Genomic DNA, 21,647 nt, shown 5'->3' with positions numbered 1-21,647 from the left:
AGTGATAATACAAAGAAAATCTTTATTTCTTTGCGCCCTGCTTCTACTCTGCGCCACCGCCAGGGCTGAAATTACGGAGCAGCAGATCGAGGCCGACTGCGCAAAAATTCCAGTTTTTGCCAGCCAGGGCGAACAGCTTTACAAGACCCAAAAGTATGCCAAAGCGCGCGACGCTTTTGAACAGCAGGCCGCATGGAGCGAAAGCTGCGCCCTTGACGACAACGCCATCGCGACGGCCTACAACAACGTGGCGCTAACCTGGATACGCGAAGGCGAGTGGCGTAAAGCCCGCGCCTGGCTGATGCTAAGGCCGAATGATAGCAAGTCGATCTACAACCTGAAACTTATCAAAGATAAGCTATCGGCCCTGCCGCCACCGGTTTTTGCGGCGGGTGAATACTGGCGCTATGCCGGGCGCGCCTCCTGGAACGTGCTTAGCGTGAAGGCATTACCCACCCCATCACGCTATCAGGTTAATTTTCAGGGTTACTGGTTCGGTTTAATGGGGATCTACTTCGGCCCCAATATCGGCGAGTTCTCCGCAACGGTAACGCTGGAAAACGATAAAGCCATCGTGGCGCTTCGGGAAGGCGATGATATTCACTGTGACATTTCACTGGCTTTTTCTTCTGAAACCATTGATGCCAGCACCGATACGTTTGTGGACTGCGGTTTTGGCGCAAATGTCCGCGCCGACGGGCACTATTTGCGCGTTGAATAAATCTGGCGCGGAAACTGAAATTTTATGATTAACCTGAGTTCAGTTGAAATTAACAATCTATTTATAATTCTCATAACGTTCCTCATTCTTTCCTGCTATCCATATTAACTTAACACCTCCATTACAATTATTAATGTCGTAAGCATGATATATTTAACGCTCGCTTCTTTTTTGTACCCTGTGATACTTCATTTCTGGATATCAATTTGAACCGACCATTTTCCATTTGATATTGTTCCTTTATATAAATCTGAGGCGCCTGATCTTTAAACTTTATAGTTACAAGCTGACCATCTTTGCTGTCTTCATACCACCTATATATAACATAACTATCAATGCTTATTGTGTAATCCTGGCGGATGACAAAATCAGAAAAACGCACGATATCTTCATAAGCAAAAAAGCTACTAAGCAATAAAGCATCCACCAGGTTTCCTTTTGCATCGTAACTATTTATTTGCACATTAAGCAATGACGTATCAGACTCTCCAATTTTATTATAAACTATCAATCTGTAAGTATTACCATCATGTTCAAAGTATCCTAATTCATAATAACGGACACCATCTCCAATATACGGAGAAAGAAAATTCTCACCTTTTACCGGCACCTTAACTTCCTGCTGATTAAATAAGTTAGTTTTCTCTTTATATTCACCTGGTAATTTTAACTCCATTACATTATCATCGGAATTAATATCCTTATAATAACAAGCCAATTGCGCAAACTGCGTGGAATCAACAGGAAGAACCAATTCTTTACTCTTTTGATTATTACAACCAACACTTGTTAAAATAATGCCAAACAATATGGCCGAACGCAGTAAACATAAAGAAAAAGTTAATCTATAACTATTCATAGTCGGCATTAACATTGGATTATATGTTGAAAACTATATAATAAAATATTGTCATCATACATTGTTGTATTTTTCAATTAAAGACTCATGATATGATTGCTAAATAAGCGTCAATTATTAAGATGTGCAGATGACGGTGTTGATACCAATTTTTAGCGTTTTTGCCGTATCGCGCACGTCAGCACCATTAAAGGCCATATCAACAATGTGTTCTTTGACGCCGGGCTTACGGGCTTCACAGGTATAAGACAACTGGAAAACGCGTCTACATGGCCGGCAACGAAAGCGCTCGTGCCGGGAAGAACTACGACCATGACGATAAATTTCATCTGAATGGCAACAGTAACCATAGAAAACCTAAAATAACAGGACATACTATAAAATCTATCGATTGAAGGCATTACCCCTGTATCCTCCACAAAACGTTGCCCCGGAGGATGGAGCTCGTTTACAAAACACCACATTATTCACACTTTATTCTTTCTGTACTATTTAAAGAACTTCCAAACTCATAAAAATCGTTCATATTAGTGATATAATCATGATAATTATCATCATTTAATTCACGTTCCTTCTGCATAACCAACGAAAACAATTCGCTGTCAGACTTAACATCATAGCAACCATGAACTGACATCACAGATAACAAATATATAATTGTCATTTTTTCAAAAGAACTATTTGTGGTTGAAAGTTTGTCTCTCAATAGAGGAATAGCCTTCGATCCCATAGGGGCAATACCATCAGCCATCCATAATGGATATGGTCTTTTAGCACGCGTACCATAATAATAAAAATCATACCTTTTATCTAAAGGCAATCCCTTCATATACACCAAAACATCCTGGATAGAGTGCCCGTTGAGGGTACTCCTGACATATTCAGGAATAGAAGACTGGCAAGCTGTTATCGCCGCAACGAATGATATGACCATAATTATAGAGAAAAATTTTTTTGACATAAATTATCACCTGCATCAGTTATTTTTTTCATATCAGATTTTATTTTATCCCCTGTCGCATAGGCATCCTTTTCAAAACCAATATTTCAAAGTCAGAAAAAATGCACGGCACGATAAGAACATTAGCTGGTATCTGACAATCAATCACTATCAATAAATTTGCGTCATTACCGGATTCTACATATTTAAATAAATACCATCATGACTTCCCAAAATTCCTCCAAGCCAGAGCATGTTCCTTAGATTTTACTCCCAACAACCCCTCTATTTCCCCCCATAAATGTTGATTGGCGTCTGTCGATGTAACTATTGCCTCAACAAGACCTGTTGCTATGGCAGTGGCTAATTCATCATTATCTGAAGCCATCCCATCTTCAATATATTTAAACAATAACTCTTTTTTAACACAATCAAGTTCAGAAAATATCGCTACCAAAGACTTACCAATCTGCGAAAATAGCATAATCAACGGTGACTCATCAGGAATCCAATACTCATTAACGGACCCAATTGTTTCTGATATAGAGTCCGAAAAAGAACTAAATTTATCCACATAGTCAGCAATAATTTTATCCATTACTCTCCCCTTAAAGCTCGCTGTAAATCTTTCAATATATTCTCTGCCGCCGACCTTCTCACCAGTAGACAATTCATAAAGCACAGCATCCGCAGTGCTTCTGCAAATAGACCCGTTTTAGTTCAATGCATTTTTTTAAGATCCCGGCCAAATTGACCCTGGTTGAGTTGTATCCATTTCTTGTTTGGACCAACATCCCCCCCCCAATGCTCTACTTTACCATCAGAATATGGTCACAGTGGCAAAGGTGGAGTTTTCTCTCCGGCTCATGGTGTGGCTCCAGTTGCCCCGTCATCTGCTCCGGCGTCAGCCCGTCCCTCTTGACTAATATTCACATAACTCATTGATAATAAAAACATTTACCTCATAGCTAATTCTTTAATTTTTCCAGTTCTTGTAGCTTGTTTTGAGCACCTATATCACCATTTTTTGAAGCCAATCCCATCCAATAAATAGCTTTGTCCAAATCATAATACTTTGAAAAGGCTGGATTTGTATTGGATAAATAAATACCATAATTATATTGAGCTATGATATTTCCTTGAGATGCAGATATCTCCAAATACCTTAATTGTTCGTCAATGTTATTTATGGTGAAGCAATAATATTGATATAATCGAAATGATGCTTCCGAGTCTCCATCTTTCGATTTCTTTTCAAGCTCGAATTTTTGCTCATCCGTTAGATTATAGATGGTGGAAGTGGATTCCGACCTCCATTTATTACCGTCTTTAGACTTAGTCATTTTGCCACCAAATGTGTAAAATGATACTATTAACATTATAAATACAATAACAAATCGCATTTATTTCCTCATCATATAAATTTATTTTATATCTCCTGGTTTCTGAAGCGTTCCAGTGGTTGTTGATACGGGTTTAATCCCTCCATAAGCCCTATCGGATCCTGTATGATATTCCTCCTTTGCAGCAAATCATACCATCGACATCAGTTGTAATCTCGACACCAGATAATTTTATATCTCATTAGCAGTAGCACAGACAGACTATTATTCACAAACATTTTCTTTTATTTTTTTTATCGATTCATTAATTTTGTCTATAATACGTTCATCTCTAAATTCATTTAATAGTTCATTTAGAATAGGAAGTAATTCTTTACTCCCGGCATTCCCGGCTGCAATAATAATTTCATCAAAAATCACATCTTTCTTAAGTTCTTTAATTATGGTTTCCAGAACACGTTCATCCTTTCTCTCTGCCAGACCTGATATAACCTCAATTCTTATATCATCATTCGTATCCAATAACATCCCCACAAACTCCTCTCTGATATCCTCGGTGTCATATTGATTGAAATTTATAGAAAATGCAGCCCAATTCTTCACGGCGCTATTATTATCACGAAGTAAACATAGCAATAAAGGTATTGTCGAGTTATCATTAATATTTGATAGTGCTGCTGCAATTGCACATCGAACATTTGCCGATTTATCATGAATTACTTTAGTGCATAAATTAATAAATTCCTTTTCGAAGTGTTTGTCTTTTTTACAAAAATGCCCTAACGCATTGATAATAGAGGCTCTTATCAAGACTGATTTATTGAGCTGGAACATGTTTTCTAAAAAACAAAAAGATTTTCGCAGTTTCTCATATGACATGGTCATTTGACTTAAAATAGTAACTCCAATTTTCTTTTTATAGTTATCCCTGGAATGACAAAGATTCATGGATAAATTAAAAACATCGTCTCCACTTAATATTTGCAGGCAAAATATAGCAGCATTTCTTTTTAAGTGGTCATTATCATACAAAATAGGAGTGAGTTGTTCTATTGTGTAGTTTTTATACTTTTCATATAGAAAAATCTCTCTTCTTTCTTTTTTTTGTTTGTATTTTTCAATAACTTTCATAACGATTATCACTTGGTAATTTTATCTTTGGATTGCCGTGAATGTTTGCATCCCCATGCCTTCATGGTGTACTTGTCTCCAGTGCAGTAAATCTACATCTGCAATTAACTCTTCGAGCATCTCACATCGGCCAGGTTTCTTACCTGTACTTTGCCCTCGCTCACTTATTAATGAATCAACCAGCTTCTGTATTCCTGTGTTAGCTTGATTAGGCGCGGGTGAGTATGAACGGCAGCGGGCCGGGCGGCGTGAAGTCGATCTCACCCGGCAGCACCTTCGCCCCCGGCAGCGGGTTTATCGGCTCGCCGGACGTCATTCCACCCGGACATACCGAACACGCCACGCCTGTCGGCGCGCCTCTCAGCACTCCCGCTGAACCCTGGACTATCGGGCCGCCTTTTGCTGTCATATCATTCTGGCGCGCCGCTGGTTTTCCGCTCACATTCCACTCCTTTCATTATTTTTAATTATAAGCTCATATAACCATATCGATTGCAGAAAATAGTCACCTGTATTGCCAGTAGCTATTTTTACGTGTTAATTTTAACTTTTGCTTATTTCTTTCAAATTCACCAATCAACCAACCACCTTGTAATATTTCCCCATCGAACCTACCTCTGTCATAAGTATTCGTTGGCAGATTGAATGAGATATTATTTCCACTAACATTTAATGGAACAATTACTGGAATTGATGGCTCCCCCTCGCTATACTGAAACATAGCCCAGTAACCTTTATTTGAGTATCCAATTATAATTTCCGTACCTAATACATCTCCCGTTATCTTATGAAAGGAAAGATCAGTATATATACCCGTTATTGGCCATTCTCTCTCCCCACTCTCAACCCTCTGTTATTTTAGTTCTTCCAGTCTTAATAACTCAGTTTTAGCCTCAGTATGACCATGCGCTGCTGCCAATTTCATCCAATAAATTGCCTTGTTTAAATCATAATATTTTGAATATGGGCCATTTTTACATGATAGAAATATTCCATAAGCATATTCGGCCATAATATTATTATGGGATGCTGCTATTGCTAAGTAGCGCATTTGTTCATCAGCGTCATAATTAGAGAATGAATAATACTTATACAACCGAAAGGCTGCCTCAGCGTCTCCGTTTATAGATTTAGTTTCAAGTTTCGACCTCTCATCATCACTCAAATAATAAATCGAATGAGTAGACTCTCCACTATATTTACCTGCTTTTTTTTCATTATCAGAATTATACATTCCTCCTCCACATGCCTGACAAAAAAAGATATAGAGACTAAACAGTATAACTGCTTGTGTTTTTTTATAATTGTACATCATTTCTTTATCTCTGAGGGCTTCTCAACCTCACTTTTAACAGATGAGATCTCGTTACCATCGGGACCAAATGTCACCCAATTCCCCCTATCTTTCTCATCAAGTACAGTAGGATGTCCACGAGTCCATGGCTGAGAATCAGTTGGTGCTGTTAATACACTATCCATTTGAGGAATACCAGAATTATCATTTTCCCACCATACACTCCAAAGAGTATCCGGCCCAGTCACATTCACGTTAAGCTCTTTCGCCAAATGGCTAGCAAAAGATCCTTCTCCACCTTTAGCTGTATTGCAAGAAATCAACTTAATCGGTTTGCCTTTTCTATAATTCCGATCTTTCCTGATCATGTCCGCCAATTTTTTCACATCTACAGGGTTACCTGAAGCATCTTCAACATATAAAGGACTGCCATGTACTCCAACAGTGAAAACCCCGGGAATTGTAATATGATCGGCTATATCATGAATATATTGATTTTCAGGGAATAAATTTATATTGACTAACCCCAGAGGATCTATATTTACGACCGGATTGAGCGGGTAAGTATAAGGATTTAATCCCCCGGACAGCCCTATCGGATCCTGCGTAATATATCTTCCCTGTCCCGGATTATAGTAACGGTGCCGGTTATAATACAGCCCCGACTCCTTATCATATTGCTGCCCCGGCAGCCGTATCACCTGCTCCAGGTGCACCGGGTTTTCCTCACCCGACAGGTTTCCCCACTCACTATATTTCCGCACGTCGACAAATTTATCTTAAATATCAGATCAGTCATGCCTATAGATTGTGTACCATGCGAAACATCGAGCCAACCTATCTGGAATATATGGAACATGATCTTTTACCCATTTTTCTATATTTTTTTCCTCTGATATTTCAGCCGCACCACTCCATATTGTGATAAAATCATCCTTAAACTCATCTCCAGAATAAAAAACAAACGCCTCATCGGCACCATATGTTTCTATATAGACGATTGAACTATTTTGCTCTTTAAAAAATTCAAGTATATTTAATCGTTCTGTTTTTAGTTGCCTTTTGATATTATTTTGCAAAGAATCTCTTTGTGCAGCACTCAATTTATCAGACATATTAGTACATGGTGTTTTTGCAAATGAAAAACCACAAGCCAGGCAAAATACTAACGTACATTTAAGTATATTTATTCTTATCCATCTCATTATCTCACATCCCCAAATTTCATATTCACCCGATTTTATTATTTCAAAAAAGCTCTTGACATTTCCCCTTCTTATCCTGCAATCATCCTCGTTCATCGCCACATCCAAACGCCAATGCAATTTATTTTCCACATCCCAATGGCTTCTCATCGCATTAGCAATTTTTCTGATGTTAAATCCGATGAACTTATATAATATCTCACCCAACATTTCCGGTTCTTTCTTTCTGCTATGATTCTCTGAACGAAAAGATACCGCCACACATAGTTTTTTTAACCCTTCCATTCAAATGTAAAATCAATTAGCTCATCCGGAACATCACTGACAATATGAGTTATATGTTATTTAACATTAAATGAGAAATATATCTCTTTGTAATCTTTAAATAAGGGTAAATCCCCTACGCCCATAAAAATGAACATTATTTTTGTTGGTGGTAATGCCACCTCTGCCTGAATGCACTGTTCTATCAGGGAAAGATCATAACAACCATAACTCAAACATTAATTTATGAATTTAGTAATAACGCAACATTGATCTGTAAAATCCAGCACTGACTTGTATTTAAAAAGTTGTATTTAACGTGATAAATATGCGACCCTTGGTTATTTTATTCTTTATCCCGGTGTGTACAAAAATATACTTTCATACTCTCGTCATGATGCTGAAGGTTAAATTTAATTCATTTTAAAAGGCTAAAACCAGGATGAAGATCTACCTCGTCACCAAATCAATTTGCCACCACCACCTATATAACTCCGGCCTGGATATGGAAGTATAAACATGTCATCACATTTTTCCCTGGAACACCCCCAGTATATCGTTTCCTTACCATCGGACCATTCTGCCGTGGCAGCAGCATTAATAGAAAAATGCCACTTTTTCTTATTATAAATCAACTCACCCGTTATCTCACAGGGAAACCAGAGCCAAAATCCAGTCATGGTATCACTCATTTCCTTATATTTATCACTTAACAAAAATATTTTTTCTATCTGACTTGCATTTAAAACCCATTTATTGCATAAGTTTCTATCCCCAGGCTCTTTATTATAAGGACTCATATAATGGGACTGATTTATTTTTAATATCTTCATATCAGCAAAACAATAACTCACAGAGGATAAAAATAGAATCACAAAAATAATCACATTATTCGCTTTCATATTAACACTCTATCCAGAGTCGAACGCATACCTTTGTCGTTTAGTCGAGCGGCGGCGGGCATATAGTTTTCCTCATTATATATTGATGTGATTTTGTATCATTGCAATTATAATATTAAAGTTACCTTACTCAGTTTAGTAAAAAAAGGCAGAACATGTTTGACGTCAATATTATTCAACACTTCTATGAAGAAGTACAAATCCAAAATAACAGTTTGCACTTGCTTTTTGATTAAATAATGAGAAACTTTTACCTGACTTGTTCTTTGCCAAATTACTACAAATCCGTGAGTTTGTACTCGATTTTACATTATTGTCGATAGTCAGGAATTATTGATATATAATTCAGTAAATTTGACAAATTCGTTTCAGAATGACCTTGCTTTTATGTGAACTTCATTCATTTTTCAAACCGTCTCATATAATCTTTTCATGCAAATTTTCTTGTCATACACATTGAAAACATATAACAAAAATATGTTCACGACATATCCAATTAATATTTCATACCATCATTAACTTCATCATCATAATTTATCAAATATAGAATTATTTTAGTGTAATACGTTTGAGTGGCAACCATTCACCAGGCTGAGAATATGAAAACATTTTTCCTTTTATATAATATGCTTTTCCTTTATTGCTTATCTCAAATTGCGGTGATGGATATGGACATGCATTTTCCTCGTCGCCGTTATAGTATAATGCCAAAACACCAGAATTCATTTTTAAAGAGTAGTCACCAATGCATGTTATCCCCGCATGCCAGGTTGTCATGGATAAAGAAGCACGATTATTTTTACTATCTATCTTTAAATTATATTGTAAAAAAACCTGACTCCCATCATTTAACTCCTCGCCAAGTTCCTCGACTCTAAAGTTACCATCCCATTGTGTTTGAGTAATCGCAAAAGAATTTGCGCTCCATAAGCAAGAAAAAATAAATAGATACTTTATAAAATCGCCCATACCACTAACCCCTGATTTAATATGTAGAAGGTTTCAATTCAGTATTCAGCATTGTCACACTATACACAAAACCATTCAAGTTGCATCAAGGCGGCAAGGATTTGCTATTGCGCAATGCGTAAAAAACATCAAGAAAAATATATTTTTTATAATAAAATCTACTAATAAGTAGATTCAATGGATTCCATCTTATCAATACGTATTTATCATTTTCTTTTCAACCTCAAACTGATTTCCTCTTAGTACTGAGTATCGTCTGCGATCGTTAATTCTACCTCTGATGATATCTCGTTAAAAAATAACGCTACCGCCATACCCTGGTTTACAAACCTGCACACCCTAAGATTACTCTCTTATCTGCATTAAGAATATCATTGTGTTTTTTTTCGGAATATATAAAGATTCCCCATAGTGGATACATAACGTGAGCCAAATTAGTTAAAGACGTAATCACTGACGCTATAATAAGTCAAATGACCTTTAGTATTTTCTTTAATGCATGTTGCCGAGGTAATTTCAAGTTTATTTTTAGTGAGTTAGTTTAATATTCAAGAAATGCTTTATTTAAATCCTGAATATTGGGGGCAGTGTCATAACATCCTGATAGCAGAAAGATATAAATAAGCAGCTATTTACCCTGATTAAACATATATGCCTCACGCACTACAATCTTCCGTAACCAAATCCAGCAGTGTTAAACTCCACCCTTTGCCCAAGCCATGAAGCTCGCTCAGATGAAAAATCAAACCATCACCCCATTTTTTCGGCACTGCCACCACTCGCTCTGATTGCAGCTCAAGCCGCCTGGCGTTTGCTATACGGGTATCAGACGCCTGATCCCCATTATCCGCTCCATTCACCATGCTAAATGTCAGCAGCGCATTATCAGAACCGGTATAGCTGACAAAAAAACCGGCGTGATCCCATCCCTTTTCACAAACGTACTCAACCTCCGTGTGGTGATCAAATTCGTTATCCACTGGAATATGCTCTGAAAACCAACCTACCTGCCCCAACAGGTAGTTAAAACCGGGTATCGGCTTATTAATATCAAAACTTTTCATCCACTTATAATCAACCCCAGCCCCAATTCGGTACAGCACATACATCCCAACTTTTTTATCAATCAGGGCATTAATTTTCGCGTTGTCTCGCTGCTGAAAAGCGATAATCACCTGTCTTGCCGTCTCTTCAAACGACGGAGCGGCACAAACGGGATGCGCGACCATTCCCAGCAGACTCAACGCGATGGCCGTGCGGCTCATTTTCATCATTGGCTCTCCATTAACATCCGGTGTTCTATTAGCGCCAATATACTCTCGCAATATTTACTCGGCCTGTCCGTAAGCGTACAATGCCCGCCCTTAAAGTGAGGACTCTCCTCAAGCCGCCTCATCAGGTGAGGCGGATCTGACCTGTCATCAGAACGAGAAAATGATGTTTAAACCAGAACTTCTTTCGCCGGCGGGAACGCTGAAAAATATGCGTTACGCTTTCGCTTACGGTGCCGATGCCGTCTATGCGGGCCAACCGCGCTACTCTTTACGCGTGCGTAATAACGAATTCAATCACGAAAATTTGCAGCTTGGCATCAACGAAGCCCACGCGCTCGGAAAAAAATTCTACGTGGTGGTGAACATCGCCCCGCATAACGCCAAGCTCAAAACCTTTATCCGTGACCTGAAACCCGTCGTCGAGATGGGCCCGGATGCGCTGATCATGTCCGATCCAGGGTTGATTATGCTGGTACGCGAGCACTTCCCGGCAATGCCGATTCACCTGTCGGTACAGGCTAATGCCGTAAACTGGGCGACGGTAAAATTCTGGCAGCAGATGGGACTGACACGCGTGATTCTCTCCCGCGAGCTGTCACTGGAAGAGATTGAGGAAATTCGCCAGCAGGTGCCGGATATGGAAATAGAAATTTTCGTCCACGGCGCGCTATGCATGGCCTATTCCGGCCGCTGCCTGCTTTCCGGCTACATCAATAAACGCGATCCGAATCAGGGCACCTGCACCAATGCCTGCCGTTGGGAATATAACGTGCAGGAAGGAAAAGAAGACGTTGTCGGCAACATCGTGCATAAGCACGAACCGATTCCGGTACAGAACGTTGAGCCGACGCTCGGTATCGGCGCGCCGACGGATAAAGTGTTTATGATAGAAGAGGCCCAAAGACCGGGCGAATACATGACCGCGTTCGAAGACGAGCATGGCACCTATATCATGAACTCAAAAGATTTGCGCGCTATCGCCCACGTGGAGCGCCTGACGAAAATGGGCGTCCACTCGCTGAAAATCGAAGGCCGCACCAAATCCTTTTATTACTGCGCCCGTACCGCGCAGGTCTACCGTAAGGCCATCGACGACGCCGCCGCGGGTAAACCCTTCGACCCTACGCTGCTGGAAACGTTGGAAGGTCTGGCTCATCGCGGCTATACCGAAGGTTTCCTGCGTCGCCATACGCACGACGATTACCAGAATTACGAGTACGGGTACTCCGTTTCCGAACGCCAGCAATTTGTCGGCGAGTTCACCGGCGAGCGTAAAGGCCAACTGGCGGCCGTGGCGGTGAAAAATAAATTCTCCGTTGGCGATAGTCTGGAGCTGATGACACCGCAGGGAAATATCAATTTCACCCTGGAACAGATGGAGAATGCCAAAGGCGACGCTATGCCGGTGGCGCCTGGCGATGGCTATACCGTCTGGATGCCCGTCCCGCAGGACGTTACGCTGGATTACGCACTATTGATGCGTAATTTCTCAGGCGAATCAACGCGTAACCCCCATGCTAAGTAGTTAATTGCGGTTATTTTTTCATGACGGGAAGATTCTTAGAAATTGATCACATACCGCTTCGCTCAATGCGGGTATTATTCAACGCGCTGAAAAACATAACCCATAAATGCTAGCTGTACCAGGAACCACCTCCTTGGCCTGCGTAATCTCCCTTACGCAGGCTTATTTTTTGCGTTTAATCAATAAAAAAGTGGTACTTCCCGCCATATCCAAAATTGACCACACTAACCAAAGCGCAAATGGGCGCTTAGGTTTACAGACCTCCACTATTCATGGCCAGCCAGCAAGTCACAATCCTCCCGCATCCGGTCAGACTCAGGACTTAGCATTCTGACGTTTACGTTTAACATCAGTAAATTAAATCAATAACTGCTTTGTGAGAACTTACACAAAAAGTTTCCAGGTTATTAAATTAAGGTTAAAAACTGATAATTTAAGCGTGTAAAAATATGGCACGTTTTAATGCCGCTTTTACAAGGATTAAAATAATGTTTTCCCGGATTAGAGGTTTGATTTCATGTCAAAGTAATACTCAAACCATCGCACCTACGCTCAGTCCACCCTCATCAGGCCATGTAAGTTTTGCTGGGGTTGATTATCCTCTATTACCACTAGATCACCAAACGCCGCTCGTTTTTCAGTGGTTTGAACGCAATCCAGATAGATTTGGTCAAAACGAAATTCCCATTATCAATACGCAGAAAAACCCTTATCTTAATAATATTATCAATGCTGCTATAATAGAAAAAGAAAGAATTATTGGTATTTTCGTTGATGGAGATTTTAGCAAGGGACAAAGAAAAGCATTGGCAAAATTGGAACAAAATTATAGAAACATAAAGGTTATTTATAATTCTGACCTTAATTATAGCATGTATGATAAAAAGTTAACGACGATTTATTTAGAAAACATCACCAAACTGGAAGCTCAGTCAGCAAGTGAACGAGATGAGGTCTTGCTTAACGGGGTAAAAAAAAGCCTGGAAGATGTCTTGAAAAACAATCCGGAGGAAACGCTTATTTCATCTCATAATAAAGACAAAGGTCACTTATGGTTTGACTTCTACAGAAATCTTTTCCTGCTAAAAGGAAGCGATGCTTTTCTGGAAGCTGGTAAACCTGGTTGTCATCATCTGCAACCAGGCGGTGGGTGCATATATCTTGATGCAGATATGTTACTTACTGATAAACTCGGTACTTTGTATTTACCTGATGGTATCGCTATCCATGTAAGTCGTAAAGATAATCATGTTAGCCTTGAAAATGGGATTATTGCTGTTAACCGCAGCGAGCATCCAGCATTAATAAAAGGACTCGATATTATGCACAGTAAACCTTATGGCGATCCCTATAATGACTGGCTCAGTAAAGGGTTGAGGCATTATTTTGGCGGTTCTCATATACAAGATTATGACGCATTTTGCGATTTCATTGAATTTAAACACGAAAATATCATTATGAACACAAGCAGTTTAACTGCCAGTTCTTGGAGGTAATCATGATAGCCTTGTTTTACTCGCTCTTCCCACCGTCACGTATAATCGGTATCCAGAGTTATTCCTTTATCCTGTAAAATGTGATACAGATTCTCCATTGATCTAATAACCACCTCAATTTCACATTCAAGTTTCTCTACAGAACTTTCATTGAGTGAGAAGTTGAGAGCCAGTAATAATGATTGTGAGTTATTATCATAACACAAATGTGGTCCATTATTCTCTGCAAACCATAAATTAGCATTGAGAAATTCAAAAGCAAGATTATTATTATCCGGAGGTCTTCCGCAAAAACCGTATATCATTATATACTCACTGTTAGTGCTTGTTAGTAAGATACGGTAACGGTTATCTATAATAAATGAGCATAATCTGTTTTCGTCAAAGACAATTGAATCGGTATTTAATTTTAGTGAAAACTGTCTTAATAAGCGATCGGCTCTTGAATACATAACACCCCATACTCTATATAAAGCGTTTCTATATAAGTCATAAGCCTCTGGTCTGGACGCTTAACACCCCGTGTCATCTCCGGAATTCATCTTTTCCCTATGACTTGCTGTGTTTGCTCATTTATGGCCAGGCTGGCCGGGTTCTGACGCCATTTGCGCTAAGGTATAGTCCGGCGCATATTCCCATCATACCAATTCCCCCAATGCCAAACGATGCGCCTAAAACCGTCAGAGCGGTAGTATATGCAGCACCACTACTGACACTGGCGACAGCCCCTGAGCATACCCCACTGAAAATACCTGTAAACAATGCCGTGGTTCCCACGCATATTAAACATCTGGGTTTATTGCCGTGAGCGTTAAACTCAACGATTTCAGCTGCCGGAATTTCTTCATTACACCGTTCAGAAGGGGAGAGCAATGGCGTTTGCGCATTCACGCCTGAAGTAACATTCATATAAACCTCTTCATGCACATGCCTGTTTATGTTTATGTTTATGAGAAAAGTGATACCTCAGGCAACGGTACGACTATAAGACACCGCGCCAAGTCATCATCTAAATAGGTTTTATTTGATAACAAGAATAGTGTACTGCTAATAGTGCGCCTTGTTCCTGCCAAAGCAGTCTAAAGAACATTTCGATTTTATGCTATTAAAAAGTATGTTTGGTAATAAATATCAGGTTTTTATCTGATATTATGGTGTTTGAAATTAATACTGATAACTGACGTATGTTCGTCTTGTTAATTCTCCGTTTCGTTATTAAAGGCGCTATATCGGAAAGCGTCTGACTACCCCTTGTGGTTTCCTTGCACTCTTACAAGCGATACTCAATGCGCATACCGGCATCTCTCTTGTCGCCATTTGCCTTAAACCATGCTTCGCTTACCGCTGCGTACAGCAGGAAGAAAAACGGTAAAGCAATAAGTGCGCAACATTTCAATTTTCATCCTGTTCTGACCTCGCTTTTTCATTTCTGCTATACACTTTCTGGAGATTGTTGTTCAACCTATTAAGGCATAACGGATGGCTAACTTTCCCGCCAGCTTACTGATCCTCAATGGCAAAAGCGCTGATAACCAGCCGCTACGTGAGGCCATTACTCTACTTCGCGACGAAGGTATACAGATTCACGTTCGGGTAACCTGGGAAAAAGGCGACGCGCAGCGTTACGTTGATGAAGCCCGTAGACTGGGCGTTGAAACGGTGATTGCCGGCGGCGGAGACGGTACCATTAATGAAGTGTCGACCGCGCTCATCCAGATCCGCGACGGCGTAGCCCCTGCACTGGGCCTTTTGCCGCTCGGCACTGCCAACGATTTTGCCACCAGCGCCGGTATTCCTGAAGCGCTGGACAAAGCGCTGAAACTGGCGATTGCCGGAAACGCGATGGAAATTGATATGGCCAGGGTCAATGATAAAACCTGTTTTATCAATATGGCGACGGGCGGTTTTGGCACCCGCATTACCACCGAAACGCCGGAAAAACTTAAAGCCGCGTTGGGCGGCGTCTCCTATCTTATTCACGGTCTGATGAGAATGGATACGCTGACCCCTGACCGCTGCGAAATACGTGGCGAAAACTTTCACTGGCAGGGAGATGCGCTGGTGATCGGCATCGGCAACGGTCGTCAGGCCGGCGGCGGGCAGCAATTATGTCCCACCGCGCTGATTAACGACGGACTGTTACAGCTACGGATTTTTACCGGCGAAGAGCTGCTGCCGGCGCTGTTTTCCACGCTCACGCAGTCAGATGACAATCCGAATATTATTGACGGCGCCTCGGCGTGGTTTGATATTCATGCGCCGCATGAAATCACGTTTAATCTGGATGGCGAACCACTCAGCGGGCAAGAATTTCATATTGAGGTGCTGCCTGGCGCATTACGCTGTCGGCTGCCGCCAGACTGCCCGTTGCTACGTTAATAACACCAGTCGCTGGCCGGATGCGCTCACATCCGGCTTTTCTTCGTTGAACTCAGGCGATGGTGACTTTGCTATCCAGATAGACATCTTGTACGGCGTTAATCAACTTCACGCCATCAGCCATCGATTTCTTAAAGGCTTTACGTCCCAGAATTAGCCCCATTCCACCGGCTCGTTTGTTGATCACCGCGGTACGAACCGCGTCGCCGAGATCGGTGTCGCCGCCGTCCGCGCCGCCGGAGTTGATAAGCCCGGCGCGTCCCATATAGCAGTTCGCCAACTGGTAACGTACCAAATCAATCGGGTTATCGCTGGTCAGTTTGCTGTACACGCGATCGTCGGTATAGCCGAAGTTGACCGCTTTATAACCGCCATTATTCTCGGCCATTTTCTGTTTCACAATATCCGCGCCAATCGTAGCGGCCAGATGGTTGGCTTGCCCCGTCAGGTCAGCGGATACATGGTAATCGACGCCGTCTTTTTTAAAGGAAGAATTACGCAGGTAAGCCCACAATACGGTCACCATACCCAGCTCATGCGCACGCTCAAAAGCGGCGGAGATCTCTTCAATCTGGCGACGAGACTGTTCCGAACCGAAATAGATCGTCGCGCCTACCGCCACGGCGCCCATATTGAACGCCTGCTCAACGCTGGCGTACAGGGTCTGATCGTACTCTGTCGGATAGCTCAATGTTTCGTTGTGATTCAGTTTGACCAAAAACGGAATACGGTGCGCATAGCGCCGTGAAACCGAGGCCAGTACGCCGTAGGTAGAGGCCACGCAGTTACAGCCGGCCTCAATCGCCAATTCAACAATGTTTTTTGGGTCAAAGTAGCGCGGGTTGGCCGCAAAAGAGGCGCCGGCGGAGTGCTCCACTCCCTGATCGACGGGCAGTATCGAAAGGTATCCTGTTCCCGCCAGGCGTCCAGTATTATAGAGCGTCTGCATATTACGCAGAACGGCTGGTGGACGATTATTGTCAATCATCACCCGGTCAACGTAATCCTTGCCGGGTAGATAAAGCTGATCGGAAGGAATGGTCATACAACGATGCTGTAAAAGGCTGTCGGCGTCTTTGCCAAGCAACTGCGCAATATCAGTCATAGCTATGCTCCCGTAAGTTCCGATAGGGTATCGGAAGGTGAATAGTCCTGCCCCACAGATTGCGGGTCGCAATAAGCCTGGTACTGACCGACCATTTTTGCCAACTTTAGCGCATTTTTTCGGCGCTATCTGCTGACTCGATTCACGTCCGAAAAAGTGTTAGATCGGTCAAAATTAATGCTCAATGGTATTTAAAAGGTATTATTAAGTGGTATTGTCGTGGCGTACCTTACCTGTCATGAAGGATTCAAAAATGAAAACGACCTTTAAACTGTCGTTCATGATGTTCGTGGAGTGGTTTATCTGGGGCGCCTGGTTCGTCCCCCTGTGGCTATGGCTAAATAAAAGCGGGTTTTCCGCCGGTGAAATAGGCTGGTCTTATGCCTGTACCGCCATTGCGGCGATCCTGTCGCCGATTCTGGTCGGCTCCGTTACCGACCGTTTTTTCTCAGCGCAAAAAGTCCTGGCGGTACTGATGTTTGCAGGCGCCGTGCTGATGTATTTCGCGGCGCAGCAAACCACCTTCGCCGGATTCTTTCCGCTGCTTCTGGCCTATTCATTGACCTATATGCCGACCATCGCGCTGACAAACAGCATTGCCTTCGCTAACGTACCGGACGTTGAACGCGATTTTCCACGCATTCGCGTTATGGGAACCATTGGGTGGATAGCCTCCGGCCTCGCCTGTGGATTCCTGCCGCAAATGTTAGGCTATAACGATATTTCCCCCACCAACATTCCACTGCTCATAACCGCCGCAAGTTCAGCGTTGCTGGGCGTATTTGCGTTCTGTCTGCCAGACACGCCGCCAAAAAGCACCGGCAAGATGGATATTAAAGTGATGCTGGGGCTGGATGCGCTGGTCCTGCTGCGCGATAAAAACTTTCTCGTTTTCTTCTTCTGTTCCTTCCTGTTTGCGATGCCGCTGGCCTTCTACTACATCTTCGCTAACGGCTATCTGACGGAAGTGGGAATGAAGAACGCCACCGGCTGGATGACGCTCGGCCAGTTCTCTGAAATCTTCTTTATGCTGGCGCTGCCCTTTTTCACTAAGCGCTTTGGTATTAAAAAGGTATTATTGCTTGGTCTTATTACCGCCGCGATCCGCTACGGCTTTTTTGTCTATGGCGGCGCGGAAACGTACTTCACTTACGCCCTGCTGTTCCTCGGTATTTTGCTGCACGGCGTAAGTTACGATTTCTACTACGTCACCGCCTACATTTATGTCGATAAAAAAGCGCCGGTTCATATGCGTACCGCTGCGCAAGGGCTTATCACCCTCTGCTGTCAGGGATTCGGCAGCCTGCTGGGCTATCGTCTCGGCGGCGTGATGATGGAAAAAATGTTTGCTTATCCGCAACCGGTTAACGGTCTGACATTCAACTGGGCGGGCATGTGGACGTTTGGCGCAGTGATGATTGCCGTCATCGCGCTACTGTTTATGATTTTCTTTCGCGAATCGGACAAAGAGATCACTGCTATTGACGATCGCGATATTGCGTTGACACAAGGGGAAGTAAAATGAAAGCAGAACGTATTCTCGGTGCTCTTTACGGGCAAGCGTTAGGGGATGCGATGGGAATGCCCTCTGAGCTGTGGCCGAGAACGCGCGTCAAAGCGCATTTCGGCTGGATTGACCGCTTTCTGCCCGGCCCAAAAGAGAATAATGCCGCCTGCTATTTTAACCGCGCGGAGTTTACGGACGATACCGCAATGGCGCTCTGCCTGGCCGACGCGCTACTCGAATGCGAAGGCAGTATTGATCCCGAGATTATTGGGCGTAACATCCTCGCCTGGGCAGAGCGCTTTGATGCGTTCAATAAAAATGTACTCGGCCCGACGTCAAAAATTGCGCTGAATGCGATTCGCGACGGCAAACCCATCGCGGCGCTGGAAAATAACGGCGTGACTAACGGCGCGGCCATGCGCGTTTCGCCGTTGGGCTGTCTGTTGCCGCCAACTAACCTGACAGCCTTTATAGCAGAAGTAGCGTTAGCCTCCAGCCCGACGCATAAATCCGATCTGGCGGTGGCTGGCGCCGTGGTTGTCGCCTGGGCCGTCTCGCGAGCGGTTAACGGCGACACGTGGCAAAGTATTGCCGACTCGCTCCCCGCCGTCGCCCATCAGGCGCAGACAGCGCGTATTACCACGTTTAGCGCCTCGCTATCGGCACGTCTGGAACTGGCGCTAAACATTGTCCGCCACGCCGACGGCGTCGAATCTGCCAGCGAACAGCTCTATCAGATCATCGGCGCGGGAACCAGCACCATTGAATCGGTTCCCTGCGCTATCGCCATGGTGGAACTGGCGAATACCGATCCTAACCGCTGTGCCGTGCTGTGCGCTAACCTCGGCGGCGATACCGACACTATCGGCGCGATGGCTACCGCCATTTGCGGCGCGTTGCACGGGGTAAGCGCCATTAACCCCCAGTTAAAGCAAACGCTGGACGAGGTTAATCAGCTGGATTTTGCGCGCTATGCCGTTGCGCTGGCGAGTTATCGTCAACGGCGGGAGGCGCTATGAACGGCGCACGGTTGCTGACATTATTACCGACCCTGCATACCCGGCGTCCGCTCACCGTTATCGGCGCGGCAGTGGTCGATATCATTGCTGATGCCTGGACGTTGCCGCGTCGCGGAGGCGATATTGAACTGCAACAACAGAGCGTCAATGTCGGCGGCTGTGCGCTGAATATTGCCGTGGCGTTGAAACGACTGGGGATTGACGCCAGCAATGCGCTGCCGCTGGGCCAGGGCGTGTGGGCGGAGAGGATTCGCCGCCGTCTGGCAAAAGAGGAATTATCCAGCGTGATTGACGCGGTTGAAGGGGATAACGGCTGGTGTTTGGCGTTAGTCGAACCGGATGGCGAACGCACGTTTATGTCTTTTAGCGGCGTGGAAAACCAGTGGAATGCGGACTGGCTGTCGCAGCTCAGGACACCGCGGGGCAGTCTTGTCTACCTGTCCGGTTATCAACTGGCCTCGTCCTGTGGCGAACCACTGATCCAGTGGCTGGAAACCGTCGACGATGTCACGCCTTTTATCGATTTTGGCCCACGAATCGGTGATATTACAGACGATACAATGGCGCGCATTATGGCCTGCCGGCCCATCGTCTCCCTCAACCGCCAGGAAGCCATCATCGCTGCGGAACGCGCCGGGCTTGCGACCGATACGCGCACTTTCGGCGAGGCATGGGTAAAACGCTTTTCCGCGCCGCTGGTGGTACGCCACGATAAAGACGGAGCGTGGTATTTTAGCGCGCAATCTTCCGGCGTTGTGCCAGCGTTTCCGGCAACCGTGGTGGATACCATCGGCGCGGGCGACAGCCATGCTGGCGGCGTGCTGGCAGGACTGGCGTCAGGCTGGCCGCTCGCGGATGCCGTACTGCTGGGAAATGCGGTGGCAAGCTGGGTGGTCGGGCATCGCGGCGGCGACTGCGCGCCCACGCGCGAGGCGCTACTCCTCGCACACAAAAACGTATAGGTCGCTACGACAATAACTGATGCTGTATTCAATAGGCCGCTGCTGCTGATCGAGCGCCACCTGCTTAATCACCAGCACCGGCACTTTACCATCCATTTGAATATGCGACTGAAACTCATCATCCGGCATCCGGGCGCTGACGCGGGATCGGGTACGCTGAGGGTAAATGTGCTGGCGACGAAAATAGTCATACAACGAAATGCCAATCGCGTCGACATCATGAATCAGATGCGCGGGCACCCAGGACTCTTCAATCGATACCGCGTCCTCATCAACATAACGAATGCGTTTGAGTAAAAAGACGTCGCTGCCTGCGGGGATCGCCAGGTGCTGCGCGACCTCATCCGGACAACTTACCACGCGTTTGTTAACCCATAGCGTATCCGGTTTTTTGCCGCGCAAGACAACCTGCTGAGAAAATCCCCGCGCCTCTTTCAGGGAATATTCAAAGATATTATTGATTTGCGTACCGTAGCCGCGGGCGCGCGTGACGACCCCCTCTTCTTCCAGCGCCTGCATCGCTTTCCGTACCGTGATGCGCGAGACGCCGGTAAGCTGGCTGAGATCGCGTTCGCCAGGCAAAATATTACCGTGCTCAAGAATACCGCTGCGCACGGCATCCTTTACCGTCTGGGCGAATTTCATGTATAGCGGCGTATTATCCGCCGCTGAAATTCGTTCATTCAGTTGCGCGATGAGCCGGGTATGCGCTTGTTCCATTTATCTTTCCTGACGACGGGTCTGTAGGCAGT

Annotated in this window: 21 protein-coding genes and 4 pseudogenes; 7 read left to right on the top strand and 18 right to left on the bottom strand. The window is 44.0% G+C overall.

The window, feature by feature from the left end:
* Position 1: 1 nt before the first annotated feature.
* Positions 2 to 721, top strand: a complete 720-nt coding sequence (locus QEN32_RS08105) for a tetratricopeptide repeat protein (protein WP_265322280.1) — start codon at positions 2 to 4, stop codon at positions 719 to 721.
* 130 nt (positions 722 to 851) lie between these two features.
* Here QEN32_RS08105 and QEN32_RS08100 read toward each other — a convergent pair whose 3' ends face one another.
* The 14 genes and pseudogenes from QEN32_RS08100 to QEN32_RS08035 form a co-directional block, all read right to left on the bottom strand.
* Positions 852 to 1,589: a hypothetical protein gene (locus QEN32_RS08100; protein WP_265322312.1), complete on the bottom strand. Its 738-nt coding sequence runs from the start codon at positions 1,587 to 1,589 to the stop codon at positions 852 to 854.
* A 114-nt stretch (positions 1,590 to 1,703) separates the two neighbouring features.
* A pseudogene (locus tag QEN32_RS08095) lies at positions 1,704 to 1,904 on the bottom strand (IS1-like element transposase); the annotation flags it as partial.
* 139 nt (positions 1,905 to 2,043) lie between these two features.
* Positions 2,044 to 2,541: a hypothetical protein gene (locus tag QEN32_RS08090; RefSeq protein ID WP_000037400.1), complete on the bottom strand. Its 498-nt coding sequence runs from the start codon at positions 2,539 to 2,541 to the stop codon at positions 2,044 to 2,046.
* A gap of 199 nt (positions 2,542 to 2,740) precedes the next feature.
* Entirely contained in the window at positions 2,741 to 3,118 is a 378-nt protein-coding gene (locus tag QEN32_RS08085; RefSeq protein ID WP_000357798.1) for a hypothetical protein, read from the bottom strand.
* A gap of 370 nt (positions 3,119 to 3,488) precedes the next feature.
* On the bottom strand, positions 3,489 to 3,923 hold the full coding sequence (locus QEN32_RS08080; protein WP_197400292.1) for a sel1 repeat family protein: 435 nt from the start codon (positions 3,921 to 3,923) through the stop codon (positions 3,489 to 3,491).
* Positions 3,924 to 4,127: 204 nt separating this feature from the next.
* Positions 4,128 to 4,994 (bottom strand): HEAT repeat domain-containing protein, encoded by an 867-nt coding sequence (locus QEN32_RS08075; RefSeq protein WP_000864146.1) that lies wholly within the window; start codon positions 4,992 to 4,994, stop codon positions 4,128 to 4,130.
* A 211-nt stretch (positions 4,995 to 5,205) separates the two neighbouring features.
* A pseudogene (locus tag QEN32_RS08070) lies at positions 5,206 to 5,436 on the bottom strand (hypothetical protein); the annotation flags it as partial.
* Between the two features lie 63 nt (positions 5,437 to 5,499).
* Positions 5,500 to 5,715: a hypothetical protein gene (locus QEN32_RS08065; RefSeq protein ID WP_174565076.1), complete on the bottom strand. Its 216-nt coding sequence runs from the start codon at positions 5,713 to 5,715 to the stop codon at positions 5,500 to 5,502.
* 132 nt (positions 5,716 to 5,847) lie between these two features.
* Positions 5,848 to 6,228 (bottom strand): hypothetical protein, encoded by a 381-nt coding sequence (locus tag QEN32_RS08060; RefSeq protein ID WP_023235690.1) that lies wholly within the window; start codon positions 6,226 to 6,228, stop codon positions 5,848 to 5,850.
* Positions 6,229 to 6,305: 77 nt separating this feature from the next.
* Positions 6,306 to 7,046: pseudogene (locus tag QEN32_RS08055) on the bottom strand (RHS repeat-associated core domain-containing protein); the annotation flags it as partial.
* A 507-nt stretch (positions 7,047 to 7,553) separates the two neighbouring features.
* Positions 7,554 to 7,825: pseudogene (locus QEN32_RS08050) on the bottom strand (ISAs1 family transposase); the annotation flags it as partial.
* A 390-nt stretch (positions 7,826 to 8,215) separates the two neighbouring features.
* Positions 8,216 to 8,659 carry a hypothetical protein gene (locus QEN32_RS08045; RefSeq protein WP_000646714.1) on the bottom strand — a complete coding sequence of 148 codons (444 nt, stop codon included), beginning with the start codon at positions 8,657 to 8,659 and terminating at the stop codon, positions 8,216 to 8,218.
* A gap of 549 nt (positions 8,660 to 9,208) precedes the next feature.
* A complete protein-coding gene (locus QEN32_RS08040) occupies positions 9,209 to 9,628 on the bottom strand; it encodes a hypothetical protein (protein ID WP_265322278.1) in 420 nt (139 codons plus the stop codon).
* 656 nt (positions 9,629 to 10,284) lie between these two features.
* Positions 10,285 to 10,902 (bottom strand): hypothetical protein, encoded by a 618-nt coding sequence (locus QEN32_RS08035; RefSeq protein ID WP_000977169.1) that lies wholly within the window; start codon positions 10,900 to 10,902, stop codon positions 10,285 to 10,287.
* Between the two features lie 163 nt (positions 10,903 to 11,065).
* On the opposite strand from QEN32_RS08035, the gene yegQ reads away from it, so the two are divergent.
* Together yegQ and sseK2 are read left to right on the top strand one after the other, a co-directional pair.
* Positions 11,066 to 12,427, top strand: coding sequence for a tRNA 5-hydroxyuridine modification protein YegQ (yegQ, locus tag QEN32_RS08030; RefSeq protein WP_001517981.1), 1,362 nt, complete (start codon positions 11,066 to 11,068; stop codon positions 12,425 to 12,427).
* Between the two features lie 449 nt (positions 12,428 to 12,876).
* Complete coding sequence (gene sseK2 / locus QEN32_RS08025) at positions 12,877 to 13,923, top strand: type III secretion system effector arginine glycosyltransferase SseK2 (RefSeq protein WP_077908720.1); 1,047 nt, start codon at positions 12,877 to 12,879, stop codon at positions 13,921 to 13,923.
* Positions 13,924 to 13,958: 35 nt separating this feature from the next.
* Here the strand turns inward: sseK2 and QEN32_RS08020 are convergent, their stop codons facing one another.
* Positions 13,959 to 14,375, bottom strand: a complete 417-nt coding sequence (locus tag QEN32_RS08020) for a CesT family type III secretion system chaperone (protein WP_001540404.1) — start codon at positions 14,373 to 14,375, stop codon at positions 13,959 to 13,961.
* A gap of 121 nt (positions 14,376 to 14,496) precedes the next feature.
* The gene (gene steD, locus QEN32_RS08015; protein ID WP_001805517.1) at positions 14,497 to 14,832 is read right to left on the bottom strand and encodes a type III secretion system effector SteD; all 336 of its coding nucleotides are present in this window, start codon (positions 14,830 to 14,832) and stop codon (positions 14,497 to 14,499) included.
* A 570-nt stretch (positions 14,833 to 15,402) separates the two neighbouring features.
* Here steD and yegS point away from each other — a divergent pair.
* The gene (gene yegS / locus QEN32_RS08010) at positions 15,403 to 16,302 is read left to right on the top strand and encodes a lipid kinase YegS (protein WP_001273393.1); all 900 of its coding nucleotides are present in this window, start codon (positions 15,403 to 15,405) and stop codon (positions 16,300 to 16,302) included.
* Positions 16,303 to 16,354: 52 nt separating this feature from the next.
* On the opposite strand, the gene fbaB is transcribed toward yegS, so the two are convergent.
* Entirely contained in the window at positions 16,355 to 17,407 is a 1,053-nt protein-coding gene (gene fbaB, locus QEN32_RS08005) for a class I fructose-bisphosphate aldolase (protein ID WP_000129590.1), read from the bottom strand.
* 253 nt (positions 17,408 to 17,660) lie between these two features.
* Between fbaB and QEN32_RS08000 the strand changes: the two genes are divergently transcribed.
* The 3 genes from QEN32_RS08000 to QEN32_RS07990 are packed head-to-tail and all read left to right on the top strand — an operon-like array spanning position 17,661 to position 20,895.
* Positions 17,661 to 18,932 (top strand): nucleoside permease, encoded by a 1,272-nt coding sequence (locus tag QEN32_RS08000; RefSeq protein ID WP_000858692.1) that lies wholly within the window; start codon positions 17,661 to 17,663, stop codon positions 18,930 to 18,932.
* The gene (locus QEN32_RS07995) at positions 18,929 to 19,933 is read left to right on the top strand and encodes an ADP-ribosylglycohydrolase family protein (RefSeq protein WP_000642799.1); all 1,005 of its coding nucleotides are present in this window, start codon (positions 18,929 to 18,931) and stop codon (positions 19,931 to 19,933) included. Before QEN32_RS08000 ends, QEN32_RS07995 begins: the two co-directional genes overlap by 4 nt.
* Positions 19,930 to 20,895 carry a PfkB family carbohydrate kinase gene (locus QEN32_RS07990; RefSeq protein WP_080220291.1) on the top strand — a complete coding sequence of 322 codons (966 nt, stop codon included), beginning with the start codon at positions 19,930 to 19,932 and terminating at the stop codon, positions 20,893 to 20,895. Before QEN32_RS07995 ends, QEN32_RS07990 begins: the two co-directional genes overlap by 4 nt.
* Here QEN32_RS07990 and QEN32_RS07985 read toward each other — a convergent pair.
* On the bottom strand, positions 20,869 to 21,615 hold the full coding sequence (locus QEN32_RS07985; protein WP_000434062.1) for a GntR family transcriptional regulator: 747 nt from the start codon (positions 21,613 to 21,615) through the stop codon (positions 20,869 to 20,871). The genes QEN32_RS07990 and QEN32_RS07985 overlap by 27 nt on opposite strands.
* Between the last annotated feature and the right edge of the window lie 32 nt (positions 21,616 to 21,647).

It is taken from the genome of Salmonella sp. SA14318, from assembly GCF_029866905.1.
GTDB lineage: Bacteria > Pseudomonadota > Gammaproteobacteria > Enterobacterales > Enterobacteriaceae > Salmonella > Salmonella enterica.
This window is presented reverse-complemented; position numbering and strand designations above follow the sequence as displayed.

Coding starts and splice junctions, on each gene's coding strand:
- QEN32_RS08075 (WP_000864146.1), bottom strand. CDS start 4,994: ATGAAAGTTATTGAAAAATACAAACAAAAAAAAGAAAGAAGAGAGATT.
- QEN32_RS07990 (WP_080220291.1), top strand. CDS start 19,930: ATGAACGGCGCACGGTTGCTGACATTATTACCGACCCTGCATACCCGG.
- QEN32_RS08060 (WP_023235690.1), bottom strand. CDS start 6,228: ATGTATAATTCTGATAATGAAAAAAAAGCAGGTAAATATAGTGGAGAG.
- QEN32_RS08020 (WP_001540404.1), bottom strand. CDS start 14,375: ATGTATTCAAGAGCCGATCGCTTATTAAGACAGTTTTCACTAAAATTA.
- QEN32_RS08035 (WP_000977169.1), bottom strand. CDS start 10,902: ATGATGAAAATGAGCCGCACGGCCATCGCGTTGAGTCTGCTGGGAATG.
- yegQ (WP_001517981.1), top strand. CDS start 11,066: ATGTTTAAACCAGAACTTCTTTCGCCGGCGGGAACGCTGAAAAATATG.
- fbaB (WP_000129590.1), bottom strand. CDS start 17,407: ATGACTGATATTGCGCAGTTGCTTGGCAAAGACGCCGACAGCCTTTTA.
- QEN32_RS07995 (WP_000642799.1), top strand. CDS start 18,929: ATGAAAGCAGAACGTATTCTCGGTGCTCTTTACGGGCAAGCGTTAGGG.
- QEN32_RS07985 (WP_000434062.1), bottom strand. CDS start 21,615: ATGGAACAAGCGCATACCCGGCTCATCGCGCAACTGAATGAACGAATT.
- yegS (WP_001273393.1), top strand. CDS start 15,403: ATGGCTAACTTTCCCGCCAGCTTACTGATCCTCAATGGCAAAAGCGCT.
- QEN32_RS08045 (WP_000646714.1), bottom strand. CDS start 8,659: ATGAAAGCGAATAATGTGATTATTTTTGTGATTCTATTTTTATCCTCT.
- steD (WP_001805517.1), bottom strand. CDS start 14,832: ATGAATGTTACTTCAGGCGTGAATGCGCAAACGCCATTGCTCTCCCCT.
- QEN32_RS08090 (WP_000037400.1), bottom strand. CDS start 2,541: ATGTCAAAAAAATTTTTCTCTATAATTATGGTCATATCATTCGTTGCG.
- QEN32_RS08065 (WP_174565076.1), bottom strand. CDS start 5,715: ATGTTTCAGTATAGCGAGGGGGAGCCATCAATTCCAGTAATTGTTCCA.
- QEN32_RS08100 (WP_265322312.1), bottom strand. CDS start 1,589: ATGCCGACTATGAATAGTTATAGATTAACTTTTTCTTTATGTTTACTG.
- QEN32_RS08085 (WP_000357798.1), bottom strand. CDS start 3,118: ATGGATAAAATTATTGCTGACTATGTGGATAAATTTAGTTCTTTTTCG.
- sseK2 (WP_077908720.1), top strand. CDS start 12,877: ATGGCACGTTTTAATGCCGCTTTTACAAGGATTAAAATAATGTTTTCC.
- QEN32_RS08040 (WP_265322278.1), bottom strand. CDS start 9,628: ATGGGCGATTTTATAAAGTATCTATTTATTTTTTCTTGCTTATGGAGC.
- QEN32_RS08080 (WP_197400292.1), bottom strand. CDS start 3,923: ATGCGATTTGTTATTGTATTTATAATGTTAATAGTATCATTTTACACA.
- QEN32_RS08000 (WP_000858692.1), top strand. CDS start 17,661: ATGAAAACGACCTTTAAACTGTCGTTCATGATGTTCGTGGAGTGGTTT.